Below are 22,417 nucleotides of genomic sequence, written 5' to 3' on the forward strand. Positions count from 1 at the left end.
GTGGGGGTTCGACTCCCTTCACCCGCACCATTTAAAAATGCGAAAGTAGTTCAGGGGTAGAATATCACCTTGCCAAGGTGAGGGTCGCGGGTTCGAATCCCGTCTTTCGCTCCATTTTTCTAATATAATGCCGGGGTGGCGGAACTGGCAGACGCACAGGACTTAAAATCCTGCGGTAGCAATACCGTACCGGTTCGATTCCGGTTCTCGGCACCATTATATTAGCGCCCATAGCTCAATTGGATAGAGCGTTTGACTACGGATCAAGAGGTTAGGGGTTCGACTCCTCTTGGGCGCGTATGAATAAAAATTCGGGAAGTAGCTCAGCTTGGTAGAGCACTTGGTTTGGGACCAAGGGGTCGCAGGTTCGAATCCTGTCTTCCCGACCATTTATAACCTAAAAAAGGGGCCTTAGCTCAGCTGGGAGAGCGCCTGCTTTGCACGCAGGAGGTCAGGAGTTCGATCCTCCTAGGCTCCACCATTTTGAAAATAAGTATGTAAATTTTATTGGCGGTGTAGCTCAGCTGGCTAGAGCATACGGTTCATACCCGTAAGGTCGGGGGTTCGATCCCCTCTGCCGCCACCAATAATATTATCTTGAATTTTGGACTCTTAGCTCAGTTGGTCAGAGCTATCGGCTCATAACCGATCGGTCGTAGGTTCGAGTCCTACAGAGTCCACCATATGGAGGAATACCCAAGTCTGGCTGAAGGGATCGGTCTTGAAAACCGACAGGAGTGTAAAAGCTCGCAGGGGTTCGAATCCCCTTTCCTCCTCCATTTTATTAACGCGGGATGGAGCAGTCTGGTAGCTCGTTGGGCTCATAACCCAAAGGTCGTAGGTTCAAATCCTGCTCCCGCAATTTTTTATTTTGGTCCCGTGGTGTAGCGGTTATCACGCCTGCCTGTCACGCAGGAGATCGCGGGTTCGATTCCCGTCGGGACCGCCATTATTATATATTTAGAGCCTCGATAGCTCAGTTGGTAGAGCAATGGATTGAAGCTCCATGTGTCGGCAGTTCGACTCTGTCTCGAGGCACCATTATTTGCCGGTCTAGCTCAGTTGGTAGAGCAACTGACTTGTAATCAGTAGGTCGGGGGTTCAAGTCCTCTGGCCGGCATTTTATATTTGGGAAGATAGCGAAGAGGCTAAACGCGACGGACTGTAAATCCGTTCCTTAGGGTTCAGTGGTTCGAATCCACTTCTTCCCACCATTATTTTAAGGGGTATAGTTTAAGGGTAGAACAAAGGTCTCCAAAACCTTCGGTATGGGTTCAATTCCTGTTACCCCTGTTTTTAATCCGAATTATAGGGATTTTTGCCTTGTAAAATAATTAGTAATGATGCTTCGCATCCTTACTAATTATTTTTTATTTTTATTGATAATACAAGAATTAAGTAGACTACCACATCAGAGGGACAATGACAACTGAATAAAAAATTCTACATTTATTTATAAAGGAGATTTTTAGGCTAATAGAAATATAAAATTTAAGCTTAAAATTAAAATAAAGAGATGAGTTGGAAAAAGCAAAGGCAGTTGATTTAAATATATTAGGGCATGTAAAAAATATTTTATTTAATATAGATGAAAAAAGAGATTGAAATTAAATTTGATAACAATTTTTATACAGATATTTTAAAAGAACAGGTTAAGGGAAAAGATAAGCATATTTTAGAATTTACCAAATTATTAGATCAACATAAAAATTTTTATTAGAAGAACAAAATAAAAGCCAATTATTTATAAGGTTACCATATAAAAAATGTGGGTATTTTTGAAAAATGAATAATGTATAAATATTAGCAAAAGAAAGCTTGCACTTAAAAAATAAAATATAAACAAGAGAAAAATTTTTTATAATTATTTAAAATAAAAAATAATTATAAGGATTCTCCTATCATAAAATCTTTAAGAAGATTTTAAACTTGCTAGAGAAAAATTAAAAAAGGAGAACTTGAAGAATATTACTTTAAAGATGAAATTTAGTGGTATTGCTTAATAACTAATAAATGGAATAATAATAAATATTCAGAAAAAAGACGACTATTTAGTCGTCTTTTTTTTAAAAAATTTGCTGATTATTTTTACAAAAAATATTACAAAAATAAATTTATAAATATTGTAAATTATTCTGCAAATAATATTTATATTTGTGAAATAGTCAATATAATTTTTAGGGAAAAGCATAGGTGTAACTAAAAAAATATATATTATTATTTTTTTTTTTATATTCATTTATTTATTATAGTAATATAGCAATAGATAATCTTGCTATTACTCCAGCTACATAGGGATTAATTCCTAAATTAATATAACCTTTAGTAACTATATCTTCTAATTCACCTTCAAATCCTGTTATTACATCTAATGTTTTCATAACTGTTTGGTAACTTATATAAGCTTTGAGCCACTTAGGTATATTTTTTTCAAAAGCCTCTTTTCCTATAGCTATTAATTTATTTTTCATAGCTTTTACAGCAATTTTTACAGTTTGATATTTAATTCCACGTTCTTCAAATAATATACCTTTATTTTTAAAATTTTTATCATACAATAATCTATTATTAAATTCTTTTTTTATATCCTTAAAATCTTTTTCTGAAAGATTATTTAAATTTATATTTTCCTTATCATATTCTTCTATAGCTTTTGAGATTGCTTGGTTTGTAGCTTGAGCTATATTAATTTTTAAAATATCATCTATAATTGGTGTAAATAATAAACTAGAAGTTAATATTACACTAGTAACTTTAATTTTTTTATTCATAATTTTGTCCTCCTTTTATTAATAAAATACATAATAACTATTTCGAACTAGGTATCAACTTAAAAACACCTACTTAAATCTACAATTTTATATTAGCACAAAAAAATAAAAAAACAATACTTATAATAAAAAATATATGATATAATAAAAAATTTTAGTGTTAAAAAGTTAAGGAAAAACTACAAAAAGCAAAAATTCATATAAAAGTTATTATAGGAAAAAAGTCCAACAAAAATGAAATATAAAATTATCATAAAAAATACAGGAAAATAAACCAGTCTTTTTAATAAAAAGGTGGAAAAACTGATTGCTAATATAAGATTAGGAGAAGTAAGAAAACTATGAATAAAAAATTATCTTTATATATTAGGGCAGGTTTTTATTAGATAATAAATATGTAAATTATAAAGATGTTACTAACAGACTATCTCAATAATTGCTAAGGCAGGCAAAAGCTAATATTTAAAAATAGGGCTTTTTAATGCTATTTATGCTATAATAAAAGCAATATTTTAAACGAATTACTGAGTTAATAAATGGCTATTAGTTATAACCTTTATGGCACTTATTAGCTGAAAAAGCAATGAATAAAGAAGATTTAAAATGAGAAAGTGGAATAAGAAGTAATATTATTCTAATAATGATTAAAGCTAACTATGTAAATCTTGCATCAATAGAAAAAATTTGTATAGCTTTGGATTTCAGACTTGAAGATGTAGTTTAAATAATTAATTTAAATCAAGAGGAGGGAAATATTCTTGGATAAGACATACAAAATGATTGATTTATTTGCAGGGATTGGAGGCATTAGAAAAGGTTATGAAAATACTGGTAGATTTCAAAATGTTTTATCAGCTGAAATAGATAAATATGCCTGTGAATCTTATAAATTCTTATATGGAGATGACCCTTATAATGATGTAAGATCAGAAGAATTTAAAGAGTTAGTTAAAAGTACAGAATATGATGTTCTTCTAGGTGGTTTTCCTTGTCAAGCATTCTCGATAGCGGGCCTAAAAGAGGGATTTGAAGATGAAACAAGAGGCACATTATTTTTTGATATAGCAAAAATAATAAACATGTCTAAACCTAAGGCATTTATGCTAGAGAATGTTGAAGGACTTTTAAAGCACGACAAAGGAAATACATTTAATGTAATTGCAAGAACATTAGATGAACTTGGTTATGTTCTAGTAGGTGTTGATATAGAAGAAACACTCGTTGGTAAAAAATATTCTGCAAAAAGAGAAAATATTGTAAGAACTCCATATGATTTTGGTATTCCACAAAGGAGGGCAAGAGTTTTTATTATGGGTTTTAGAAAAGATATTGTTCCCAAAGGATATATATTTCCTATGCTACCAAGGGGTAGAGAGTTAAATATTTATAAAGACTTAAACGATTTGATAGAAGAAGTAGTAGAACCTAAATACTATTTATCTCAAATATATTTAGATACACTTAACAGACATAAAGATAGACATAAATCAAATAAAGCAGGTTTTGGTTATATTGTTGTAAATGATGAACCTAATCCAATAGCAAATACTATAATGGCTACTGGCGGTTCTGGTAAAGAGAGAAATTTAATAAGACAGTATAAAGAAGATTATATTGGATTAAAGAATATAGGGGCAAAAAAAGGAAAACTTAATTCAGAGGGTATTAGGTATATGACCCCTAAAGAATGGGGAAAATTACAAGGTTTTGTAAATTATGCTTTTATGGAAAATGGTATTGATAAATTTGAATTTCCTAAGAGTATAAGTAACAGCCAACAGTATAAGTTATTTGGGAATTCTGTATGTATTCCAGTTATAGAAAGTATGGCAGAATATATGATAGAGAGATTGGATGAATTTTATGGCAAAGGAGAAAAAGGTGGCTTTCAATAAAGGGGAATGGTCTGAATTATATTCAATTTTTTACTTATTAGCTAATAGAAAATTAAACTTAGTTGATTGTAAATTAAACCTTATTACTAATAATATTTTTTCTGTTGAAAGTATTATTTCAAAGAAAAAAAGTGGAGTAATAAAATTTAAGATTCAAAATGATATGGTAATTCCAGATATATTTGGAGAAAAAATTGAAGCAATTAAAATTGAGGAAATAATTAAATTCAAAAATCAAGTGTTTTACAATATTATTTCTGGAAGAGCTGGTTCAGGATCATTTGAAATAGACTATGTTAATCAATGGTTAGAAAAACATAATATTTTTACTAATTTTAAAGCAAAATCTGGAGTTAAAGAAGATATATTTTTGAAGAATTAGAAAATATAAATACTAATATTGCTAGCATACACCCTATGAAAGAACTAGTTGCTAGTGGTTAAATACGACTAGAAAATTATTTTCTAGTTTTTTATTCCCAATTTATTATAAAAATTTTTATTTGTATCTTTGCTAGAAATAAAATTTTATTTTCAAAGTTTTATTAAAAGAAAAATTTTCAACAATCAAAACTATTAAAAAGTTTAAACTTCACTTCAACATTCAAAAATTCCTACTTATCTTTTCCTACTAAAAATATTTTAAAAATTTAATTTCAAGAAAATTTTCAACACCTCAGCCTATTAAAAAGTTTACTCCCCAATTAATTATTTAAAAACTCCTACTTATCTTTTCCTACTAAGAAGATTTTAAAAGCCAAAACCCTTTAAAAAGTTAAAATATATTTTTTAATAAATATGTCTTAAAAGTATGGTCATCTTAGGCTTTTATTGTAAAAATATTTTTATCCCATAAAATATACTTAGACGTCTAAAATTTTTACAGAGGATAGAATTATGGATTATAGATTAACAGCAGAAGAAGAAGTAGAATTTAATTTATTAGTTGCTACTTACAAGGATAAAATTAATCTGGCTCTTTACAAGTGTAATATTGCTTATCGCCAGTATGATGAATTTTATGGCAATGCCCTAGAGGGTTTATTGGTAAGTTTTTTAATTTTGAAAAAGGGGGATATTGCAGAAAAAGATTTTGACAGATTTGCCCTTGCTACAATGAAAAGAAAAATAATAGATGAATTAAGAAGACGGAGCAGATACAAGCTTTCTTGCTTTGAAGAAGTAGACAATACAAAAGTATTTGCAATAAGTGATAATAATTTAGCAAGTATAGAAATAGAAAATAGTATTAAATCTGTATTAACAGCAGAAGAATATAAAATTTACAACTTGCTAAAGCAGGGGCTAGACAGTAAAATTATTTTTTCAAAACTCAATATTTCCAAAAGCAAGGGTTATGAATTAATTGCCAGTATAAAAAGTAAATATAAGTCTCTACTGTACAATTTCTAATTTAGTGGTATAATATAGGTAACTAATATTAAGGAGGAATTGTTAATGAAAAAATCAGAAAAATTTTTAAAAATGCTTATCTTTGCAGCGGTGGGGGTTATTATTTTTTCAGTAATGGTTATATTGATTTTGAATTTCACTTCTGTGGATAAAAAAGCAAAAAACAATTCAAACCAGAATACAAATCAAACTACAAGCAATAAAGATTCTAGCAAGGACACAGACCAAAATAAAAAGGCTAATACAAAATCGGCAAAAGAAAGCAAGCAAAATACCAATAGCTCATCAACTACAAGCAACTCAAATACTAGCCAAAATAAAGAAAATACAAATAAAAATACAAGTCAAACTACAAACCAAAATAAAGAAAACACCAAGCAAAACACAAACAAAAATACAAGTTCAACAAATGAAAATAAACCGACTAGCCCCAACAGCCCAGTAAAAAATAATTCTAGTGCTACAGGTAGCACTGACGGGGCAGGCAATACAGGAAAGGTTTTTACAAGTCAAGCAGAAGCCCACGATTATGCTAAGGAAGAAGTTGTGCGTAGGTCAAGAGCAGAGAAGAAATATATGGAATATGTAATCAGGGGAATTAGAGATTCGAAAGGGGCTGTTACAGGTTGGACAGTGGATATATTCGAAGGGAAAAAACCTGAAACAACAAATAAAAATAATAACTAGACCTTAATAAAACAAAAGCGAACGTAAAATTAAATTTTATGTTCGTTTTTTATTTTAAGTATTGAAAATATACTTGAAATAGGCTAATATATAGGGTAAATAAATTTAAATTAGCGTAACAAGCAAAGAAAGAGAGTTAAAATGGGTCGTAAATGGAATAATATAAAAGAAAAAAAAGCAGCAAAAGATGCAAACACGAGTAAAATATATGCAAAATTCGGACGTGAAATATATCAAGCCGCAAAATCTGGAGAACCTGACCCAGAAATAAATAGAAATTTGAGGCTGGTTTTAGAAAGAGCCAAAACTTATCGTGTGCCAAAAAATATAATTGATAGGGCCATAGAAAAAGCAAAAGGCGGCTCAGAAGAAAATTATGACGAATTACGTTATGAAGGATTTGGTATTGCAGGTACAATGCTTATTATCGACACGCTAACAAATAATGTAAATCGTACAGCCGCAGAAGTAAGAACAGCCCTAGGAAAAAATGGAGGTAATTTAGGAGTTACAGGTTCTGTTAATTACATGTTTGACAATACAGCTGTAATTGGTGTGGCTGATAAAACAGAAGATGAACTTTTAGAAATTTTAATGGAAGCTGACCTTGATGTGCGTGATATTATCGCAGAAGACGGCATGACGATTATATACGGCAAGCCAGATAATTTCCATGAACTACAAGACGCCTTGAAACAAGCAGGCATAGAAGAATTTGAAATTGCAGAAATTTCAATGTTACCACAAAATGAAGTAAGCTTAAGTCCAGAAGACAAGATTAAATTTGAAAGAATGCTTGATATGTTAGACGACTGTGATGACGTTCAACAAGTTTTCCATAATGTAGACTTAGAAGCGTAAAATATTTTAAATGTATGAACGTATCAGAAAAGAATAAAATCTTGTAACAAAAGTTACAAGATTTTTAATTTTACCTAGTAAAAATAAATTTATACAAAAAGAAAAAAATAAGATAAGTTGTAAAAGACAAGAAGACCCACAAAAAATATAAAATAAAATATTAAAAGAAAAATAAAATCTATAAATCAATCCAAAACAAAAATAATTAGAAATAAAAATTATTAAATAATTTCAAATAAAATATTAAAGTTAAAATAAAATAAGGCAAGTTGTAAAAACCAAAACAAACCCCACAAAAAACTATACCAAATAAAATATTTAAAAAAATAAAATTAAACTCAAAACAATTATAAAAACAAGAAAAAATACATAGACCTAACAAATATAAATATAGTATAATAAAACTAAAAAAACACAAAAAGGAACCCAAGATGGCAAAAATAAAATCAATAGAACCCAACATAGCAGACCTAGTAAACGGCTGGCTAAAAAACTACAAGCTAGACTACAAACTCGAACAAGAAAGCCTAAATGCAGAAATAGACAAGGCACTAGACGAATACAAATCAAAAAATGGAGGAAGTGGAGGCAACAGACCTGATGCCAAACTCCTACTACAAGACAAAAACCTAAACTACTACCCCGTCCTAATAGAATACAAAGGCTACAAAGACAAACTCATAAAACTAGACGAAAACGGAAATGTAGACAACAGAAACAGCAAAAACTCCCCCAACTACAAAAACATAAACGACTATGCAGTAAACGGAGCAGTCCACTACGCCAATGCAATCCTACACTACACAAGCTACACCCAAGTAATAGCTATAGGAGTAACAGGCTATAAAAACGACAAAGAAGAAATCAAACACACAATAGGAGTCTACTACGTATCAAAAGAAAACTTTGGAATAGGTCAAGAAATCGGAAAATACACAGACCTATCATTTTTAAGAAAAGAAAACTTTGACGACTTCATAAAAAAAAAAGTGAACTATCCCTAACAACAGAAGAACTAGAAGCCCTAAAAGACAAAAGAGAAAAAGAAATCAATGCCAGTCTAGTAAAACTAAACAACGACATATACGCAAGCGAAAAAGGACTTAGCGAAAACGACAGAGTATACCTAGTATCAGCGAGTATAATGGCAAACCTAGGAATACCTGGAGAAGTAAGCCCACTAGAAAAATCAGACCTAAAATCATCACAAGAAGAAGGCAACACAGACGGAGAAATCATAATAAGAAAAATAAAATCCTTCCTAAAAAGAAAAACCTACCCTATACAAAACAAAAATTAATAGTAAGAAGTTTAGAAAACACCCTACTTTCAGACAACATAAACAAGGCAGTAAACGGAGAAAGCCAACTAAAAAGAATATTTGCAAAAATAATAGACGACTTAGGCATCTACTACAAAATAGGACTAACAACAGACTTCACAGGAAAACTATTTAATGAAATGTACTCTTGGTTAGGATTTACCCAAGACAAACTAAACGATGTAGTCCTAACACCCTCTTATGTAGCAAACCTACTCGTAAAACTAGCCAGAGTAGATAAAGACAGCTACGTTTGGGACTTTGCGACAGGTTCAGCCGGACTACTAGTAGCCGCAATGAACGAAATGATAATAGACGCCAAAGAAAAAATAAAATCACCAGCCGAACTAGAACAAAAAATACTCCAAATAAAAGCCGAACAACTACTAGGACTAGAAGTCCTATCAAACATCTACATGCTAGCCATACTAAACATGATACTAATGGGAGATGGTAGCTCAAACATACTAAACAAAGACTCACTAACAGACTTTGACGGCAAATACGGCTTTGGCAAAACAGAAGAAACCTTCCCAGCCACAGCCTTTATCCTAAACCCACCCTACTCAGCCCAAGGCAACGGCATGGTCTTTGTAGAAAAAGCCTTGTCAATGATGAACAAAGGCTATGCGGCAATCATCATACAAAACTCAGCAGGAAGTGGCAAGGCAAAAGAAATAAACCAAAAAATACTAGAAAAAAACACCCTACTAGCCAGCATAAAAATGCCAATAGACCTATTTGTCGGCAAATCAAGCGTCCAAACCAACATATACGTCTTTAGAGTAGGAGAAAGACACCAAAAAGATGAAATAGTAAAATTCATAGACTTTTCAAATGACGGCTACACAAGAAGCAACAGAAAAAAAGCAAGCAACAACCTAAGAGATACCGACAGAGCAAAAGAAAGATACGAAGAAATAACAAACCTAGTCCGCTTTGGCAAAAGCAAACTAAATATCTTTACAGAAAAAGAATACTATGAAGGACATATCGACCCAAACAATGGAGCAGACTGGAACCAGTCAGCCCCAATAGACACAAGACCAAAACTAGAAGACTTTAAAAAAACCGTGGCAGATTATTTGGCTTGGGAAGTAGCAAACCTTATAAAAAATACAGACCAGGAGGAAGCAAAATCAAAAAAATAAAAGCCTCACTGGATAAAAAACTAAAAAATATTCAGTGGGGCGAGTATAGGATTGGGGATTTGTTTGAGGTTAAATCATCGAAAAAAATTTTTCACGCTAACAATATAGAGATTATGGAAGAAAAAATATTAGATAGTTATCCTTATGTTGTTAGAAAAACTGGAGAAAATGGAATTAGAGGGTATATTAAACAAAGTGAAGAATTTTTAAATCCTAAAAATACATTATCTTTTGCACAAGACACATTCACGGTTTTTTACCAAAAGGAAAAATATTTTACAGGAAATAATGTTAAAATACTTGTGCCTAAATTTTCTGAATTTAATGAAAGTATTGGAATATTCTTTGTAGGAATATTTAAACATTTATTAAGTAATTTTAGCTGGGGGACAGGCTCTACTAAAGAATGGATAAATTCATTTATTCTAAAACTCCCAATCAAAAATGGAGAAATTGATTTTGAATTTATGGACGCTTATATAAGCGAGCTAGAAGAGGAGCGTATAAGCGAGCTAGAAGAGGAGCGTATAAGCGAGCTAGCCGCTTACTTGACAGTAAGCGGCTTGGATAACTATAAGTTATCCACTCTTGAGCGTGAGGCACTAGACCTTGTCTTAGCAGATAAACTTACTTGGGCGGAGTTTAGGATTGGAGATTTGTTTGAGAAAATCAAAACAAAAAATTTAAAAATGAAAGTAGGAGATTTATCTCCTAGAAAGACAGAAAAATTCAATCTTCCAGTTTTAACCGCAGGAATTGAAAATCAAGGACTTAATAACTACGCTCCTAAAGCAAATGCAACTATATTAAAAAATGTAATTTCAATATCTGCTAATGGAGCAAATACTGGTGCAACATTTTATCAAAGTAAAGAATTTACAGTGTTACAAGATGCTTATGCAATATCTTGCAAGTTAGATTTTTCACTTAATGACAATCATAATTTGTTTTTAACAGGTGCAATTAGGAAATCTATATATGGTAATTTTGCTTGGACAGATAAAGCAGGTTGGGAAAAAGTAAAAAAAGAATTTATCCAACTCCCAACCAAAAACGGTGAAATTGATTTTGAATTTATAAATACCCTAATATCAGCCGTACAGAAGTTAGTTATTAAAGACGTGGTACTTTACGCTGATAAAAAAATTCAAGCAACTAAAGAAGTTGTGAAGAGGAAGTAAAAAATTAACTGTCGCCATTAAAACTACAAGCATAAAAAATTAGTGAATATTATTTAAGATGATTATAAATTTTATAATCGTCTTTTTTTATTTAGTATATGGGTGTATAATAAAGAAAAAGGGGGAGAAATAATGTTTAAAGAAAAAAATTTTTATATATCATTTACTATAACTTTTATAGTATCACTTTGTGCTATGTACTTAGCCAAGCTACCATATTTAAAACTATTCGGTCATTTAGTTTTAGCCCTAGTTTTTGGTATGCTACTTCAAATAATTCTTAAGGATAACCTAAAGACCATAAAAAAAAGTACAGCTTTTATAAGTAATAAATTTTTAAGAGTGGGAATTATTTTATTAGGTTTTAAGTTGTCGGTAGATAAATTATTTTCTGAGGGAAAAATTACTATATTAATGGCATTTTTAATAGTTCTTTTTATGATTATTTTAACTTATTTACTGTGTAAATTTTTTAAAATCGAAAATGATTTAGCCATACTTGCTTCGTGTGGGTGTGGTATTTGTGGAGCTGCCGCAGTAATGGGTGTGAGTTCACAAATCAAGGCAAAAACAGAAGATAGTGTAGTTGCCGTTGCAGTGGTTGCCATCTTGGGAACAGTTTTTACTCTTATCGAGGTAGCTTTAAAACCATATTTAAATTTAACTGATGCAGGTTATGGAACTTTTACTGGAGCAAGTTTGCATGAAATTGCCCACGCAGTTGCTGCTGGTGGTGCAGGTGGTAGACTAGCCTTAGAGGCTTCAATCTTAATGAAACTTTCAAGAGTTCTTATGCTTGTTGTGGTTATTTTAGCCTTGGCTATATTTAAAAAAAATAATAGTAAAGAAAAAGCACCCTTGCCTTATTTTATACTCGGCTTTATCGCTATGAGTTTTATAGGTAGCTATGTTACAGTTTTAAAACCACTAAGTCCTTACTTGGTCGATACAGCCTATATCTTGCTGGGTATGGCAATGGCAGCTTTGGGAATGAATGTTGATTTTAAAGTTTTACGCCAAAAAGGCGGTAGAGTTTTAGGAGCTTGTTTTATTTCTTCATTCATCTTGATGATAGCCTGCTATTTAGTTGTAAAATTTTTACTATAAAAATTTTAAATTAGTATTGTTTCTAGTTTTTTTGATTTTTATGTGCTATAATGAGATGATATATAAATTATAGGGGTATATAGCTATGAGTATATTGAAAAAATTCAGTAGTCTTTTAGAAAATGAAGAAGACCAAGTATATGATGAACTAGATAAAGATGAAATAGTAGAAAAAAAGGAAAGTGAAATTAGTAGAGTGCAAAATAATAAATCAAGTAGAAAAGTAGGTATCTCACAAGGTATGGCGAAAAAAGGTGATGTAGTTTTAGTAGAGCCCTTAGTTTTTGCAGACAGCAAAGATGTTCTTGACGATATTAAGGCTAATAAGGTAGTTATTTTAAATTTAACAAAATTAGATTTAGAAACTTCAGACAGGTTATTAGATTTTATATCTGGTGGAATTTATGCCATGGATGCAAAATTAAAAACAATCGGTGATGAAATATATCTTTGCGTTCCTCACGGAGTAGACGTAGAGGGTGAATTTTCAGAAGGAGAATATTAATTTGGATAGTAGTTTTTACATTTGGATATACAAGGTTATTAGTTACACTTTTAGGTTTTATGAGGGAGCCTTACTAATCTATATTTTTTCGTCTTGGTTTCCCATCTCAAGAGAAAATATAATAATCAGATTTTTAGAAGATATTTGTGAACCCTACTTAAAATTATTTAGAAAAATATTACCTCCACTTGCCATGGTAGATTTTTCTCCTATCCTAGCCTTTATAGCCCTAGGATTTATAGAAAGATTAATATATGCTCTTGTCTTTGGAGTGTCAATTTTCTAGTATGAAAAATTTATTTAATAATAATATTTTTTCCAAAGAAGAGCAGGAGATAGCAAAAGATTTATTAAATACCATAAATTTAAAGAGTGGTAAAAATGAAATTTCTCCTTTTTTAAGTCAGGTAGAACAAAAACTTTTAGAAAAAATTATAAATTATTCTTATAGTAATATAAAATTAGATTTTTTTGGTGGAACTTTAGATAACGAGCGTAAACGTGCCAAACTGCTTATTAATGATAACTACGATATTGACTATAATATAGTCTGTTTAGTAGCAAATTTTAATACTAAATTTCACAAGATAGGACACAGGGACGTTTTAGGAGCAGTCCACAATCTAGGCTTAAATTTTAACCGTATCGGAGATATTATTGTTGAAGATGACAAGATATTTATTTTTGTTGACGCTGGTATTGCCGAATATCTAATAATGAATTTTAGTAAAATCGGTAGGGCTGTTTTAAATTTTAGCATAGAGGAAAATCTGGCTGCTATTAAAATAGAAAAAAAATATCAAAGTCTTAGTATTGTTTGCTCATCGCATAGGCTGGATTCTATCGTTTCAAAAATTATAAATAAAAGTCGCAGTAAAACAAAGGAAGTCTTGCAAAAAGAATTTGTAAAAGTAAATCACACCCTAGTTACTGACGGCGAAAAAAATTGTAAGATTGGCGATATGATTTCTATTCGCAAGTATGGGAGATATACCCTAAAAGAATCAAGTCAAAATACAAAATCTTTAAAATATAGAATAATCTTAGATAAACTTGTCTAAGATTATTTTTTATTTTCTAAAATAAATGATTAATATTAGGGCTGGGAATAAATTTTTTTTAATATGGACAGGGGAATTAAATTTTTTATAAATTTACTTACTATAAAATATTTTTGCTAGTTTTTATTAGCTGTATTGCCAAAGGCAAGATATTTTTTATAAAACCTATTAGCAAATAATTATTATAAACTTTAAAATCTAGGTTTTATTAGATAAAATTTTTATCAAATAAATTTTAAAATCTAAATTTTGCTAGATAAAAATTTTTTCAAGAAAGTTTGTCTAAAATTTTTAATTGCCAACTTATATATTTTTTGTGAATTTTTACAAAATCTATTAGCAAAAAATTATTATAAACTTTAAAATCTAGGTTTTACTAGATAAAATTTTTTATCAAATAAATTTTAAAATCTAAATTTTGCTAGATAAAAATTTTTTTAAGAAAGTTGGTCTATAATTTTTAACTGCCAACCTAAATATTTTTTGTGAATTTTTATAAAATCTATTAGCAAAGAATTATTATAAATTTTAAAATCTAAATTTTACTAGATAAAAATTTTTAAGAAAGTTGGTCTGAATTTTTTAATTGCCAGCTTAAATATTTTTTATAAATTTTTGTCAAATAATTTTTAAAACTTTTTCAACTGGGAAAAATATTTTTTCAATTTTATATTTTAAATTTTCACTAATCACTTGCTAATTTTTAGAAAATATAATATAATTAAATAAATTTAATAAAGACAAGATTTTTAAATTATGTTTATAGAGAGAAACTGGTTGGTGCAAAGTTTTAACAAGATTTAAAAATTATCACTTTATTTAAAAAATTAATAATTAAAAGAGCTGCTCCTAAAGTGAGTTAATAGAGGTGGTACCGTGGATTTTTTCGCCCTCTGATTTATTTTAGGAGTTTTTTATTTTGAAAGGAGATAGGACATGGAAGTTAAAGACACACTACTTATGCCCAAAACAGCTTTTCCAATGCGAGGCAATTTACCAAACAAGGAGCCGGAATTTTTAAAACGTTGGGACGAAATGGACTTATACAGAAAGGTTTTAGCGAAAAATGAGGGGAAACCGACATATGTTTTACATGACGGTCCACCCTATGCAAATGGTAACATTCATATCGGACATTCTCTGAATAAAATCCTAAAAGATTTTATCGTGAAGTATAAAAATATGAATGGCTACCTATCGAACTTTGTTCCTGGTTGGGATACGCACGGTTTACCAATCGAGCAAGTTTTGGTAAATAATGGCGTTGATAGAAAGTCTATGCCAGCCTACAAGTTTAGAAACAAGTGTAAAGATTATGCCCTAAAGCAAATTGATAAGCAAAGAGTAGACTTTAAAAAATTAGGTGTTATCGGAGATTGGGACAATCCTTATGTAACCTTGGATCCAAAATTTGAAGCTGAGCAGATTAGAGTTTTTGGAAAAATGGTGAGCAAGGGCTATATTTACAAGGGACTAAAACCTATTTACTGGTCGCCATCTTCTGAATCTGCCCTGGCAGAAGCGGAAATTGAATATAAGGAACACACTTCGCCGTCAATCTATGTAGGTTTTGAACTTATCAGCGATACTGAACTTGTTGACAAGGGAACTAAGTTTCTTATTTGGACAACTACGCCTTGGACTTTGCCAGCCAATGTTGCCATTGCAGTAAATAAGGATTTTTTATATCAAGTAGTTGCCGTTAATGACCAAAAATATTTAGTGGCAAAAGATTTGCTAGATAAGTTAGCAAAAGAATTTGCCTGGGAAAGTTACCAAATAGTCAATGAAGTAAACGGTGCAGACCTAGAATACCTACTATGTAAACATCCTTTCTTGGATAGAGAATCAATGCTAATAGTAGGCGACCACGTTACGCTCGAAGCAGGGACGGGGCTTGTTCACACTGCACCAGGCCACGGGGTTGACGACTACAATGTAGGTTTTTTACAATACAAACTACCCGTAATTTCTCCGGTTGACAATCAAGGAATTTTCACAGAAGAAGCAGGAATGTTTGCTGGAAAATTTGTTTTTGATGCCAACAAGGATATTATTGAACATCTAGCGAGTTTAGGCGCCTTGTTAAAACAAGAAACTATTACCCACTCATACCCGCACGACTGGCGTAGTAAAAAACCTATTATCTTCAGGGCAACACCTCAATGGTTCTGTTCGGTCGATGCCTTTCGTGGAGAACTCTTAGACGCTATCGACAGAACCAAATTTTATAGTGAATGGGGGAAACCTCGTCTTTATAACATGATTCGCGACCGTGGAGACTGGGTAATATCTCGTCAGAGAGTTTGGGGAGTTCCTATTCCAGTATTCTATGCAGAAAACGGACAACCAATTTTAGATAGCGACCTAATCGAACACGTTGCAAAAATCTTTGAAGTAGAGGGTTCTAATGTTTGGTTTAATAAAGAAGCCGAAGAACTACTACCAGCAGGCTACACTCACCCGGACAGCCCAAACGGCAAATTCACAAAAGAAATGGATATAATGGACGTGTGGTTCGACTCTGGAACATCACACCAAGGCTGTTGTGCAGTGCGTGAAGACTTAACATATCCAGCCGACCTTTACCTAGAGGGAAGCGACCAATATCGAGGTTGGTTTAACTCATCACTAATAAATTCTGTTGCTGTCTCTGGACAAGCTCCCTACAAAGAATTAGTTTCTGCTGGTTTTGTTGTGGACGGTAACGGCCATAAGATGAGTAAATCTCTAGGAAATGTTATTTCTCCAAATGATGTAGGAAAACAACTAGGAGCAGAAATTATCCGTCTATGGTCAGCAAGTGTTGACTACACACAAGACGTGCGTATTTCAAATGACATATTAAAACAGGTTTCAGAATCTTATAGAAAATTACGTAACACATACCGTTTCTTACTAGGAAATTTATTCAACGGAAAATTTGATAACAGAAAAGACCTATTAGCCTATGAAGACTTATTAGAATTAGATAAGTATATGCTGATAAAATTTGAACAAGTTGTTAGTAAAATGCTAAAATACTATGAAAATTACCAGTTCAACTATGTAATGAGCGAGCTAACAAACTTCTTTAATATCGAACTATCTTCTTTCTACCTAGATTACGGAAAAGATATTCTTTATATCGAGTCAGAAGATTCTCACATTCGTAGAAGTATGCTGACAGTTCTATATACAGTCCTAAGTAAAACAGTAAGATTAATAGCACCGATACTATCATTTACTGCTGAAGAAGTATATGACAACATGCCTTATGAAGAAGCTGACTCGGTACACCTAACAGACTTCCCAGCCGAAAACCTTATCGACGACAAAGAACTAGAGGCTAAGTGGGATAAATTATTAGAAATTCGTGATGACGTTCTTAAAGCCCTAGAAGAAAGCCGTAACGAAAAAGTAATCGGTAAATCACTAGAAGCAAAAATAGAAATTTATGCAAAAGATTTAGAAATAGTAAACCTATTAAAATCAGTAGATAATTTACATCAATTATTTATTGTAAGTAAGGCAGATGTTAAGGAAAATGGCGGCAAAGAATATGACTATACAGCAGTGAGCGTAACAAGAGCAGAGGGTTATAAATGCCAACGTTGCTGGACAATAGTTGATGAAGTAGATGAAGACGGCTTATGCCCACGTTGCCATAACATTTTAAAAAAATAAGATAAAACTACCTAAATTTAGGTAGTTTTTTTATTTAAAGGGAAAAGATATTTTACGAAGATATGTAAAAATTTAAAAATAAATAATTATCCTAATAAGCAAGTTTAGAAAAATTGTTCCAGAAAATATACTTACTGAAGATAAGAAAGCAGTGAGTGTTAAAAAGACTGAAGAACACATCAAAAATTTAGCTTTTAAAGAAAAGAAATAGGACAAGAAAAAAGACTTAAAATTATTTTAAATCTTTTTGTTTTGCTCTCTTATTTTCAGATATTTTGTAAAATTTTTATTGTCGCTACCACTTTATTTCTTCTTTGTTTACAGATTTTAGAAATTCGTTGGTTTTTGAGAAGGGCTTGCTTCCGAAAAATCCTCTATAAGCAGACAAGGGACTTGGGTGGGCTGATTCGATAATATAATGTTTTTTAACGTCTATAAGTTTCTTTTTGCTACGAGCAAAACCTCCCCAAAGAATAAAAACAATATTATTACACTCATTAGATATTTCTTTTATAATGTAGTCTGTAAAATCTTCCCAACCAAGATTTGAATGACTAGCTGGCTTATTTTTTTCAACCGTCAGAACAGAATTAAGCAAAAAAACTCCCTGCTTGTGCCAGGCTTCTAAGTTGCCACTTTTTCTAGGAGCTATAGCCAAGTCGTCATGCAGTTCTTTGTAAATATTTATTAAACTTTTGGGTAGAGGTAGGCCATCTTTTACAGAAAAACTTAAACCGCAAGCCTGATTATCATTGTGATAGGGGTCTTGTCCCAGTATTACCACCTTTATATCTTCAAGGGCTAAATTAAAAACTTTAAATACTTCATTTTGAGGAGGGAAGATTGTTGTTTTTGCCCTTTGTTTATTTATTTCATCTAGCACATTGCCAAGGTCTTGTCGTTTAGGATAATTTTTAAAAAATTTTTTCCATGAAGTATCCATAAAAACTCCTTAAATTTATTTTTCTTAAATATATCATAATAAAGTTACTATGGCAATTTTCTAATAAATAGTTTATAATTTTATAATATACAAGTTAAATAAATTTTTAACGAAAATTATAGCTAAAGGAGATTATTATGAGCCAAGTAAAATTAGTAGACAGAAAAGATGTCGATAAAAAATATACATGGGATATTAATTTAATTTACAAAGATGATGTAGAGTATAAGGAAGAATTAAAAAAACTAGAAAAAAATATTATTGAATTTAAGTCAGAGTTTGAAAATAAATTAGCCGACTTAAATATTTTAGATAGGGCTATTAAAACTTTTGAAGAATTATTGTTCGATTTAACTAAGTTAGAACATTACGCCTACTTGCCAACAACGGTAGACAGATTTAATAATAAAGTTATTGAAAATTATAGCTTGTTTGAAAATTTTGTGAGTATCTGGTCAAGTAATGCAAGTTTCTTTAGTAGTGAACTTGCTACTTTAGAAGAAGATTTTATTAAAGAATTTGTAAGTTCTAAACGCCCCGACCTAGAATATTTTTTCAGTAAAGTTTTGCGTGATAAAAAACATATGCTAAGTAAAGATACAGAACAATTATTAGCAAGCCTAGAAAGTTTACCGAGCTTTTACAATCTTTATGAAGTTACAAAATTTGAAGATATGGAATTTGATTCTTTTGAAGCAAATGGAAAAACTTTAGAAAATTCTTATGTTCTTTATGAAAATCTACATGAAATGGATAATGACAAGGAAGTAAGACGTAATGCAGCGGCAAGTTTTTATGAAACTTTGAACCGATATAAAAATACAACAGCTACCGAATATATATCACACATTAAAAAAGAAAAAGCCATAGCCACTGCTCGTGGTTACGAAAGTGTAATTGATTATTTATTAGATAGACAAGACGGTGATAGAGAACTTTATGACAGACAAATTAAAGTTTTAATGGAAGATTTAGCACCCCACATTCGTCGCTACATAAAATTACTTGCTCGTGAACACAAGATAGAAGATATGACTTTTGCTGATTGCAAAATCAACCTTGACCCAGAGTTTGAAGTTGACATGACAGTTGATGAGTCAAGAGAATATTTGAAAAAGGCTCTTGGAGTTTTAGGGCAAGATTACCTAGACTTAATTGATGAAAGTTATGACAAGCGTTGGACAGATTTTCCACAGAACAAGGGAAAATCTACTGGTGGCTTTTGTGCTACTGTGCCAAATATAGCTAGCTATATTCTCTTATCATGGACAGGTAAAATGAATGAAGTCTTTGTTCTTGCTCACGAATTAGGTCATGCCTTTCATTTTATGAGTACAGGTAAGCACCAAACAATGTTAAATTATGACTGTCCTCTTTACTTTGTAGAAGCTCCGTCAACTTGTAACGAAGTAATAGTTTCTAACTATCTTTTAAAAACAAGTGAGGACGCAAGATTTAAACGCTGGGTAATTTCTAATATGATTAGTCGTACATATTTTCACAATATGGTAACTCACTACCTAGAAGCTGTTTATCAAGACAGGGTTTATAAAAAAGTTGATAATAATGAAATGCTTACTGGTGAGATATTATCAGATATTAAAGGCTCTGTAATGGAAGAATTTTTTGGAGATAGTTTAAGAGTAAATGAGGGAGCAGAATTAACTTGGATGCGTCAGCCACATTATTACATGGGACTATATCCATACACTTATTCAGCAGGACTGACAATAGGAACAGCCATAGCAAATAAAATAGAAAAGGACACTTCAGCCGCTCAAATTTGGTTAAACACTTTAACAAAAGGAAGCAGTATGTCAGCAAAAGACTTGGCAACTTTAGGTGGTTGTGATGTAAGAACGCAAGAACCACTAAAAGAAGCAATTGCCTATGTAGGATATTTAGTAGACCAGTTGTACAGCTTGACTGATGAAGTGAATAAATAAAATTTATTTTAATTATATTTATGAAATATTTTTATTAAATTAAAATTATATCAAGGTATATTAATTTAGGAGATATATGAAAAATGATAATGTTATTTATCCACAACCTTTTGTAAAGTGGGTTGGTGGGAAAAGACAGGTAATAGATAAAATAAAAAATAAAATACCTTCAAATTTTAATGATTACTACGAGCCTTTTGTTGGAGGCGGAGCGGTATTATTTAATATTAATTCTGAAAATATTTTTATTAATGATATTAATGAACAATTAATAAATGTTTATCATCAAATAAAAAATAATTACAAAGAACTTGCATACCAAATAGATTGTTTAAACAGTGAAGAGGTTAATTCCATTAGGTATGAAAAATTAAGAGAATTATACAATGACAAGATAATAAATAAAGAGCTAGACTTAGAGTGTGCAGCTTTATTTATGATTATAAATAAATATTGCTTTAACGGTGTATATAGAGTCAACAAAAAAGGGCTTTACAATGTTCCTTGGAATAAAAAAACTAAGGTTAAAATTTATGAGTTAGATAATTTAAAGGCTATTTCTAAAAAGTTACAAAATGCCACTATAAAATCTGGTGATTTTTTAAATCTTCTAAAGACTGTAAAAAAAGGTGATTTTGTATTTTTTGATAGTCCTTATGCACCTTTAAATGAAACTACGTTTAATTCATATACACAAACAGGTTTTACAAAATATGACCATAAAAGATTAGCTCAAGAATTTAAACGATTAGATGGTAAAGGGGTATATCTTATGCTAACTAATCATAATACAAAATTAATTAGAGAGCTATATAAAGAGTATCATATTGAACTTCTTGATGTTAAAAGGGCAGTCAATAGCGATGCATCAAATAGAGTAGGCAAAGAAATTATAATAACAAATTATTAAGGAGTAAATATGGATAGAAATTTTGATATATGGTTATCTAAAATGGTTAATTCTATAGCTAGTTGGTCTTGGTATACAGATTTTGAAAAAGTGTATAAAAATATAGATAGCATAAAAATAGAGTTAAATTTGTTAAACACGCTAATTAATAGCAAGAATATAGAAGTAGAATTTAAAAATTTAGTAGAAAAATATCCTAATATTTTAAATGCAATACCAATATTAATAGCTAAAAGAGAAAACAAGATAATAATTAAAGACAATAAATGTGATTATGAATTTAATTTTAAGAAACAGAATTATGATATTAAAGATTATATTTTGTTTATGAGAAAAACAGGAATTTTTAACCTTTTAGAAAATCATATAATTTCCAATTTATATGATTATGTTACAGGAATAGAAGTAGGATTAGATTCTAATGCTAGGAAAAATAGAACAGGACATTTAATGGAAGATTTAGTTGAATCGTATCTGCTAAGTTCTGGTTTAGTTAAAAATGTAAATTATTTTAAAGAACTAAATAAAAGTAAGATAGAAGAATATTGGGGAATAGATTTATCAAAGCTAGGAAATAGTGGTAAAACAGAAAAGCGTTTTGACTTTGTAATAAAAACCAATAATAAAATTTATGCCATAGAAACAAATTTTTACTCCAGAGGTGATTCTAAATTGAATGAAATTGCAAGAAGTTATAAAAATTTATTTGAAGTATGTAATAAAATAGAAAATTTTGAATTTATTTGGATTACTGACGGTCAGGGTTGGAACAAGGCTAAGAAGAATTTAGAAGAAACTTTTAATATAACTAGAAATATTTATAATATAAATGATTTGGAGAATAATATAATATTAAAATTAATTAATTAATTAAGTTAAGACAGTGTTTTAATTTGCTTTTATGGTAAAAATAAAAATTTTTAAATAGTATCTAATAAAAATACTTTGAGATTTTAAATATTTCAAAGTATTTTTTATTTTGAAATATAAAATTAAAAA

20 protein-coding genes and 15 tRNA genes (1 of these 35 running past the window's edge) are annotated in these 22,417 nt (G+C 30.6%); 33 read left to right on the forward strand and 2 right to left on the reverse strand.

Features of this window, described 5'->3' with window-relative positions; genetic code table 11:
* The 16 genes from KMP11_RS00685 to KMP11_RS07805 form a co-directional block, all read left to right on the forward strand.
* A tRNA-Leu gene (locus KMP11_RS00685) sits at positions 1-30 on the forward strand (it extends 55 nt beyond the left edge of the window).
* Positions 31-39: 9 nt separating this feature from the next.
* Positions 40-114: transfer RNA gene (locus KMP11_RS00690), tRNA-Gly, on the forward strand.
* Positions 115-129: 15 nt separating this feature from the next.
* Positions 130-216 (forward strand) — tRNA-Leu (locus tag KMP11_RS00695).
* Positions 217-224: 8 nt separating this feature from the next.
* Positions 225-298 (forward strand) — tRNA-Arg (locus KMP11_RS00700).
* Between the two features lie 14 nt (positions 299-312).
* A tRNA-Pro gene (locus KMP11_RS00705) sits at positions 313-389 on the forward strand.
* Positions 390-405: 16 nt separating this feature from the next.
* Positions 406-481 (forward strand) — tRNA-Ala (locus tag KMP11_RS00710).
* Between the two features lie 28 nt (positions 482-509).
* Positions 510-586 (forward strand) — tRNA-Met (locus KMP11_RS00715).
* Between the two features lie 20 nt (positions 587-606).
* Positions 607-683 (forward strand) — tRNA-Ile (locus KMP11_RS00720).
* A 3-nt stretch (positions 684-686) separates the two neighbouring features.
* A tRNA-Ser gene (locus KMP11_RS00725) sits at positions 687-779 on the forward strand.
* 9 nt (positions 780-788) lie between these two features.
* A tRNA-Met gene (locus tag KMP11_RS00730) sits at positions 789-862 on the forward strand.
* Positions 863-873: 11 nt separating this feature from the next.
* Positions 874-949 (forward strand) — tRNA-Asp (locus KMP11_RS00735).
* 16 nt (positions 950-965) lie between these two features.
* A tRNA-Phe gene (locus KMP11_RS00740) sits at positions 966-1,041 on the forward strand.
* A 6-nt stretch (positions 1,042-1,047) separates the two neighbouring features.
* A tRNA-Thr gene (locus KMP11_RS00745) sits at positions 1,048-1,120 on the forward strand.
* A 10-nt stretch (positions 1,121-1,130) separates the two neighbouring features.
* Positions 1,131-1,214, forward strand: a tRNA-Tyr gene (locus KMP11_RS00750).
* 8 nt (positions 1,215-1,222) lie between these two features.
* Positions 1,223-1,293: transfer RNA gene (locus KMP11_RS00755), tRNA-Trp, on the forward strand.
* Between the two features lie 295 nt (positions 1,294-1,588).
* Complete coding sequence (locus tag KMP11_RS07805) at positions 1,589-1,720, forward strand: hypothetical protein (RefSeq protein ID WP_256444860.1); 132 nt, start codon at positions 1,589-1,591, stop codon at positions 1,718-1,720.
* A gap of 526 nt (positions 1,721-2,246) precedes the next feature.
* Here the strand turns inward: KMP11_RS07805 and KMP11_RS00760 are convergent.
* Positions 2,247-2,771 carry a hypothetical protein gene (locus KMP11_RS00760; RefSeq protein WP_216279924.1) on the reverse strand — a complete coding sequence of 175 codons (525 nt, stop codon included), beginning with the start codon at positions 2,769-2,771 and terminating at the stop codon, positions 2,247-2,249.
* A gap of 758 nt (positions 2,772-3,529) precedes the next feature.
* On the opposite strand from KMP11_RS00760, the gene dcm reads away from it, so the two are divergent.
* The 14 genes from dcm (at position 3,530) to ileS (ending at position 17,619) form a co-directional block, all read left to right on the forward strand.
* The gene (dcm, locus tag KMP11_RS00765; protein ID WP_253195961.1) at positions 3,530-4,666 is read left to right on the forward strand and encodes a DNA (cytosine-5-)-methyltransferase; all 1,137 of its coding nucleotides are present in this window, start codon (positions 3,530-3,532) and stop codon (positions 4,664-4,666) included.
* Positions 4,653-5,048, forward strand: coding sequence for an HpaII family restriction endonuclease (locus tag KMP11_RS00770; protein ID WP_216279925.1), 396 nt, complete (start codon positions 4,653-4,655; stop codon positions 5,046-5,048). The genes dcm and KMP11_RS00770 overlap by 14 nt, the downstream gene beginning before the upstream one ends.
* 515 nt (positions 5,049-5,563) lie before the next feature.
* A complete protein-coding gene (locus tag KMP11_RS00775; protein ID WP_216279926.1) occupies positions 5,564-6,079 on the forward strand; it encodes a sigma-70 family RNA polymerase sigma factor in 516 nt (171 codons plus the stop codon).
* 45 nt (positions 6,080-6,124) lie between these two features.
* On the forward strand, positions 6,125-6,766 hold the full coding sequence (locus KMP11_RS00780) for a hypothetical protein (protein ID WP_216279927.1): 642 nt from the start codon (positions 6,125-6,127) through the stop codon (positions 6,764-6,766).
* 141 nt (positions 6,767-6,907) lie between these two features.
* The gene (locus KMP11_RS00785; RefSeq protein WP_216279928.1) at positions 6,908-7,627 is read left to right on the forward strand and encodes a YebC/PmpR family DNA-binding transcriptional regulator; all 720 of its coding nucleotides are present in this window, start codon (positions 6,908-6,910) and stop codon (positions 7,625-7,627) included.
* Positions 7,628-8,058: 431 nt separating this feature from the next.
* Entirely contained in the window at positions 8,059-8,631 is a 573-nt protein-coding gene (locus KMP11_RS00790; RefSeq protein ID WP_216279929.1) for a VRR-NUC domain-containing protein, read from the forward strand.
* A 140-nt stretch (positions 8,632-8,771) separates the two neighbouring features.
* Positions 8,772-8,927 carry a hypothetical protein gene (locus tag KMP11_RS00795; RefSeq protein ID WP_216279930.1) on the forward strand — a complete coding sequence of 52 codons (156 nt, stop codon included), beginning with the start codon at positions 8,772-8,774 and terminating at the stop codon, positions 8,925-8,927.
* 161 nt (positions 8,928-9,088) lie between these two features.
* On the forward strand, positions 9,089-10,099 hold the full coding sequence (locus tag KMP11_RS00800; RefSeq protein ID WP_216279931.1) for an HsdM family class I SAM-dependent methyltransferase: 1,011 nt from the start codon (positions 9,089-9,091) through the stop codon (positions 10,097-10,099).
* The gene (locus KMP11_RS00805) at positions 10,039-11,280 is read left to right on the forward strand and encodes a restriction endonuclease subunit S (RefSeq protein ID WP_216279932.1); all 1,242 of its coding nucleotides are present in this window, start codon (positions 10,039-10,041) and stop codon (positions 11,278-11,280) included. The genes KMP11_RS00800 and KMP11_RS00805 overlap by 61 nt, the downstream gene beginning before the upstream one ends.
* A gap of 132 nt (positions 11,281-11,412) precedes the next feature.
* Positions 11,413-12,387, forward strand: coding sequence for a YeiH family protein (locus KMP11_RS00810; protein ID WP_216279933.1), 975 nt, complete (start codon positions 11,413-11,415; stop codon positions 12,385-12,387).
* Positions 12,388-12,472: 85 nt separating this feature from the next.
* Positions 12,473-12,892 (forward strand): cell division protein SepF, encoded by a 420-nt coding sequence (locus KMP11_RS00815; protein WP_216279934.1) that lies wholly within the window; start codon positions 12,473-12,475, stop codon positions 12,890-12,892.
* A gap of 1 nt (position 12,893) precedes the next feature.
* Positions 12,894-13,178, forward strand: coding sequence for a YggT family protein (locus KMP11_RS00820; RefSeq protein ID WP_371741349.1), 285 nt, complete (start codon positions 12,894-12,896; stop codon positions 13,176-13,178).
* A 1-nt stretch (position 13,179) separates the two neighbouring features.
* Complete coding sequence (locus KMP11_RS00825) at positions 13,180-13,953, forward strand: YlmH/Sll1252 family protein (RefSeq protein WP_216279935.1); 774 nt, start codon at positions 13,180-13,182, stop codon at positions 13,951-13,953.
* A 936-nt stretch (positions 13,954-14,889) separates the two neighbouring features.
* Entirely contained in the window at positions 14,890-17,619 is a 2,730-nt protein-coding gene (ileS, locus tag KMP11_RS00830) for an isoleucine--tRNA ligase (RefSeq protein ID WP_216279936.1), read from the forward strand.
* Positions 17,620-17,914: 295 nt separating this feature from the next.
* On the opposite strand, the gene ung is transcribed toward ileS, so the two are convergent.
* Positions 17,915-18,562, reverse strand: a complete 648-nt coding sequence (gene ung / locus KMP11_RS00835; RefSeq protein WP_216279937.1) for a uracil-DNA glycosylase — start codon at positions 18,560-18,562, stop codon at positions 17,915-17,917.
* A 137-nt stretch (positions 18,563-18,699) separates the two neighbouring features.
* Between ung and pepF the strand changes: the two genes are divergently transcribed.
* From pepF to KMP11_RS00850, 3 genes are all read left to right on the forward strand, one after another.
* Positions 18,700-20,508 (forward strand): oligoendopeptidase F, encoded by a 1,809-nt coding sequence (pepF, locus tag KMP11_RS00840; protein WP_216279938.1) that lies wholly within the window; start codon positions 18,700-18,702, stop codon positions 20,506-20,508.
* Positions 20,509-20,584: 76 nt separating this feature from the next.
* Positions 20,585-21,418 (forward strand): DNA adenine methylase, encoded by an 834-nt coding sequence (locus KMP11_RS00845; RefSeq protein WP_216279939.1) that lies wholly within the window; start codon positions 20,585-20,587, stop codon positions 21,416-21,418.
* 9 nt (positions 21,419-21,427) lie between these two features.
* A complete protein-coding gene (locus KMP11_RS00850; RefSeq protein ID WP_216279940.1) occupies positions 21,428-22,288 on the forward strand; it encodes a type II restriction endonuclease in 861 nt (286 codons plus the stop codon).
* Positions 22,289-22,417 lie beyond the last annotated feature (129 nt).

This window comes from Gemella sp. zg-570 (assembly GCF_018866345.1).
GTDB lineage: Bacteria > Bacillota > Bacilli > Staphylococcales > Gemellaceae > Gemelliphila.

What these genes read in the sequence shown, in the direction of transcription:
- KMP11_RS07805 (WP_256444860.1), top strand. Translation starts at nt 1,589, where the DNA reads ATGAAAAAAGAGATTGAAATTAAATTTGATAACAATTTTTATACAGAT.
- KMP11_RS00760 (WP_216279924.1), bottom strand. Translation starts at nt 2,771, where the DNA reads ATGAATAAAAAAATTAAAGTTACTAGTGTAATATTAACTTCTAGTTTA.
- KMP11_RS00775 (WP_216279926.1), top strand. Translation starts at nt 5,564, where the DNA reads ATGGATTATAGATTAACAGCAGAAGAAGAAGTAGAATTTAATTTATTA.
- KMP11_RS00780 (WP_216279927.1), top strand. Translation starts at nt 6,125, where the DNA reads ATGAAAAAATCAGAAAAATTTTTAAAAATGCTTATCTTTGCAGCGGTG.
- KMP11_RS00785 (WP_216279928.1), top strand. Translation starts at nt 6,908, where the DNA reads ATGGGTCGTAAATGGAATAATATAAAAGAAAAAAAAGCAGCAAAAGAT.
- KMP11_RS00790 (WP_216279929.1), top strand. Translation starts at nt 8,059, where the DNA reads ATGGCAAAAATAAAATCAATAGAACCCAACATAGCAGACCTAGTAAAC.
- KMP11_RS00795 (WP_216279930.1), top strand. Translation starts at nt 8,772, where the DNA reads ATGGCAAACCTAGGAATACCTGGAGAAGTAAGCCCACTAGAAAAATCA.
- KMP11_RS00800 (WP_216279931.1), top strand. Translation starts at nt 9,089, where the DNA reads ATGTACTCTTGGTTAGGATTTACCCAAGACAAACTAAACGATGTAGTC.
- KMP11_RS00810 (WP_216279933.1), top strand. Translation starts at nt 11,413, where the DNA reads ATGTTTAAAGAAAAAAATTTTTATATATCATTTACTATAACTTTTATA.
- KMP11_RS00815 (WP_216279934.1), top strand. Translation starts at nt 12,473, where the DNA reads ATGAGTATATTGAAAAAATTCAGTAGTCTTTTAGAAAATGAAGAAGAC.
- KMP11_RS00825 (WP_216279935.1), top strand. Translation starts at nt 13,180, where the DNA reads ATGAAAAATTTATTTAATAATAATATTTTTTCCAAAGAAGAGCAGGAG.
- ileS (WP_216279936.1), top strand. Translation starts at nt 14,890, where the DNA reads ATGGAAGTTAAAGACACACTACTTATGCCCAAAACAGCTTTTCCAATG.
- ung (WP_216279937.1), bottom strand. Translation starts at nt 18,562, where the DNA reads ATGGATACTTCATGGAAAAAATTTTTTAAAAATTATCCTAAACGACAA.
- pepF (WP_216279938.1), top strand. Translation starts at nt 18,700, where the DNA reads ATGAGCCAAGTAAAATTAGTAGACAGAAAAGATGTCGATAAAAAATAT.
- KMP11_RS00845 (WP_216279939.1), top strand. Translation starts at nt 20,585, where the DNA reads ATGAAAAATGATAATGTTATTTATCCACAACCTTTTGTAAAGTGGGTT.
- KMP11_RS00850 (WP_216279940.1), top strand. Translation starts at nt 21,428, where the DNA reads ATGGATAGAAATTTTGATATATGGTTATCTAAAATGGTTAATTCTATA.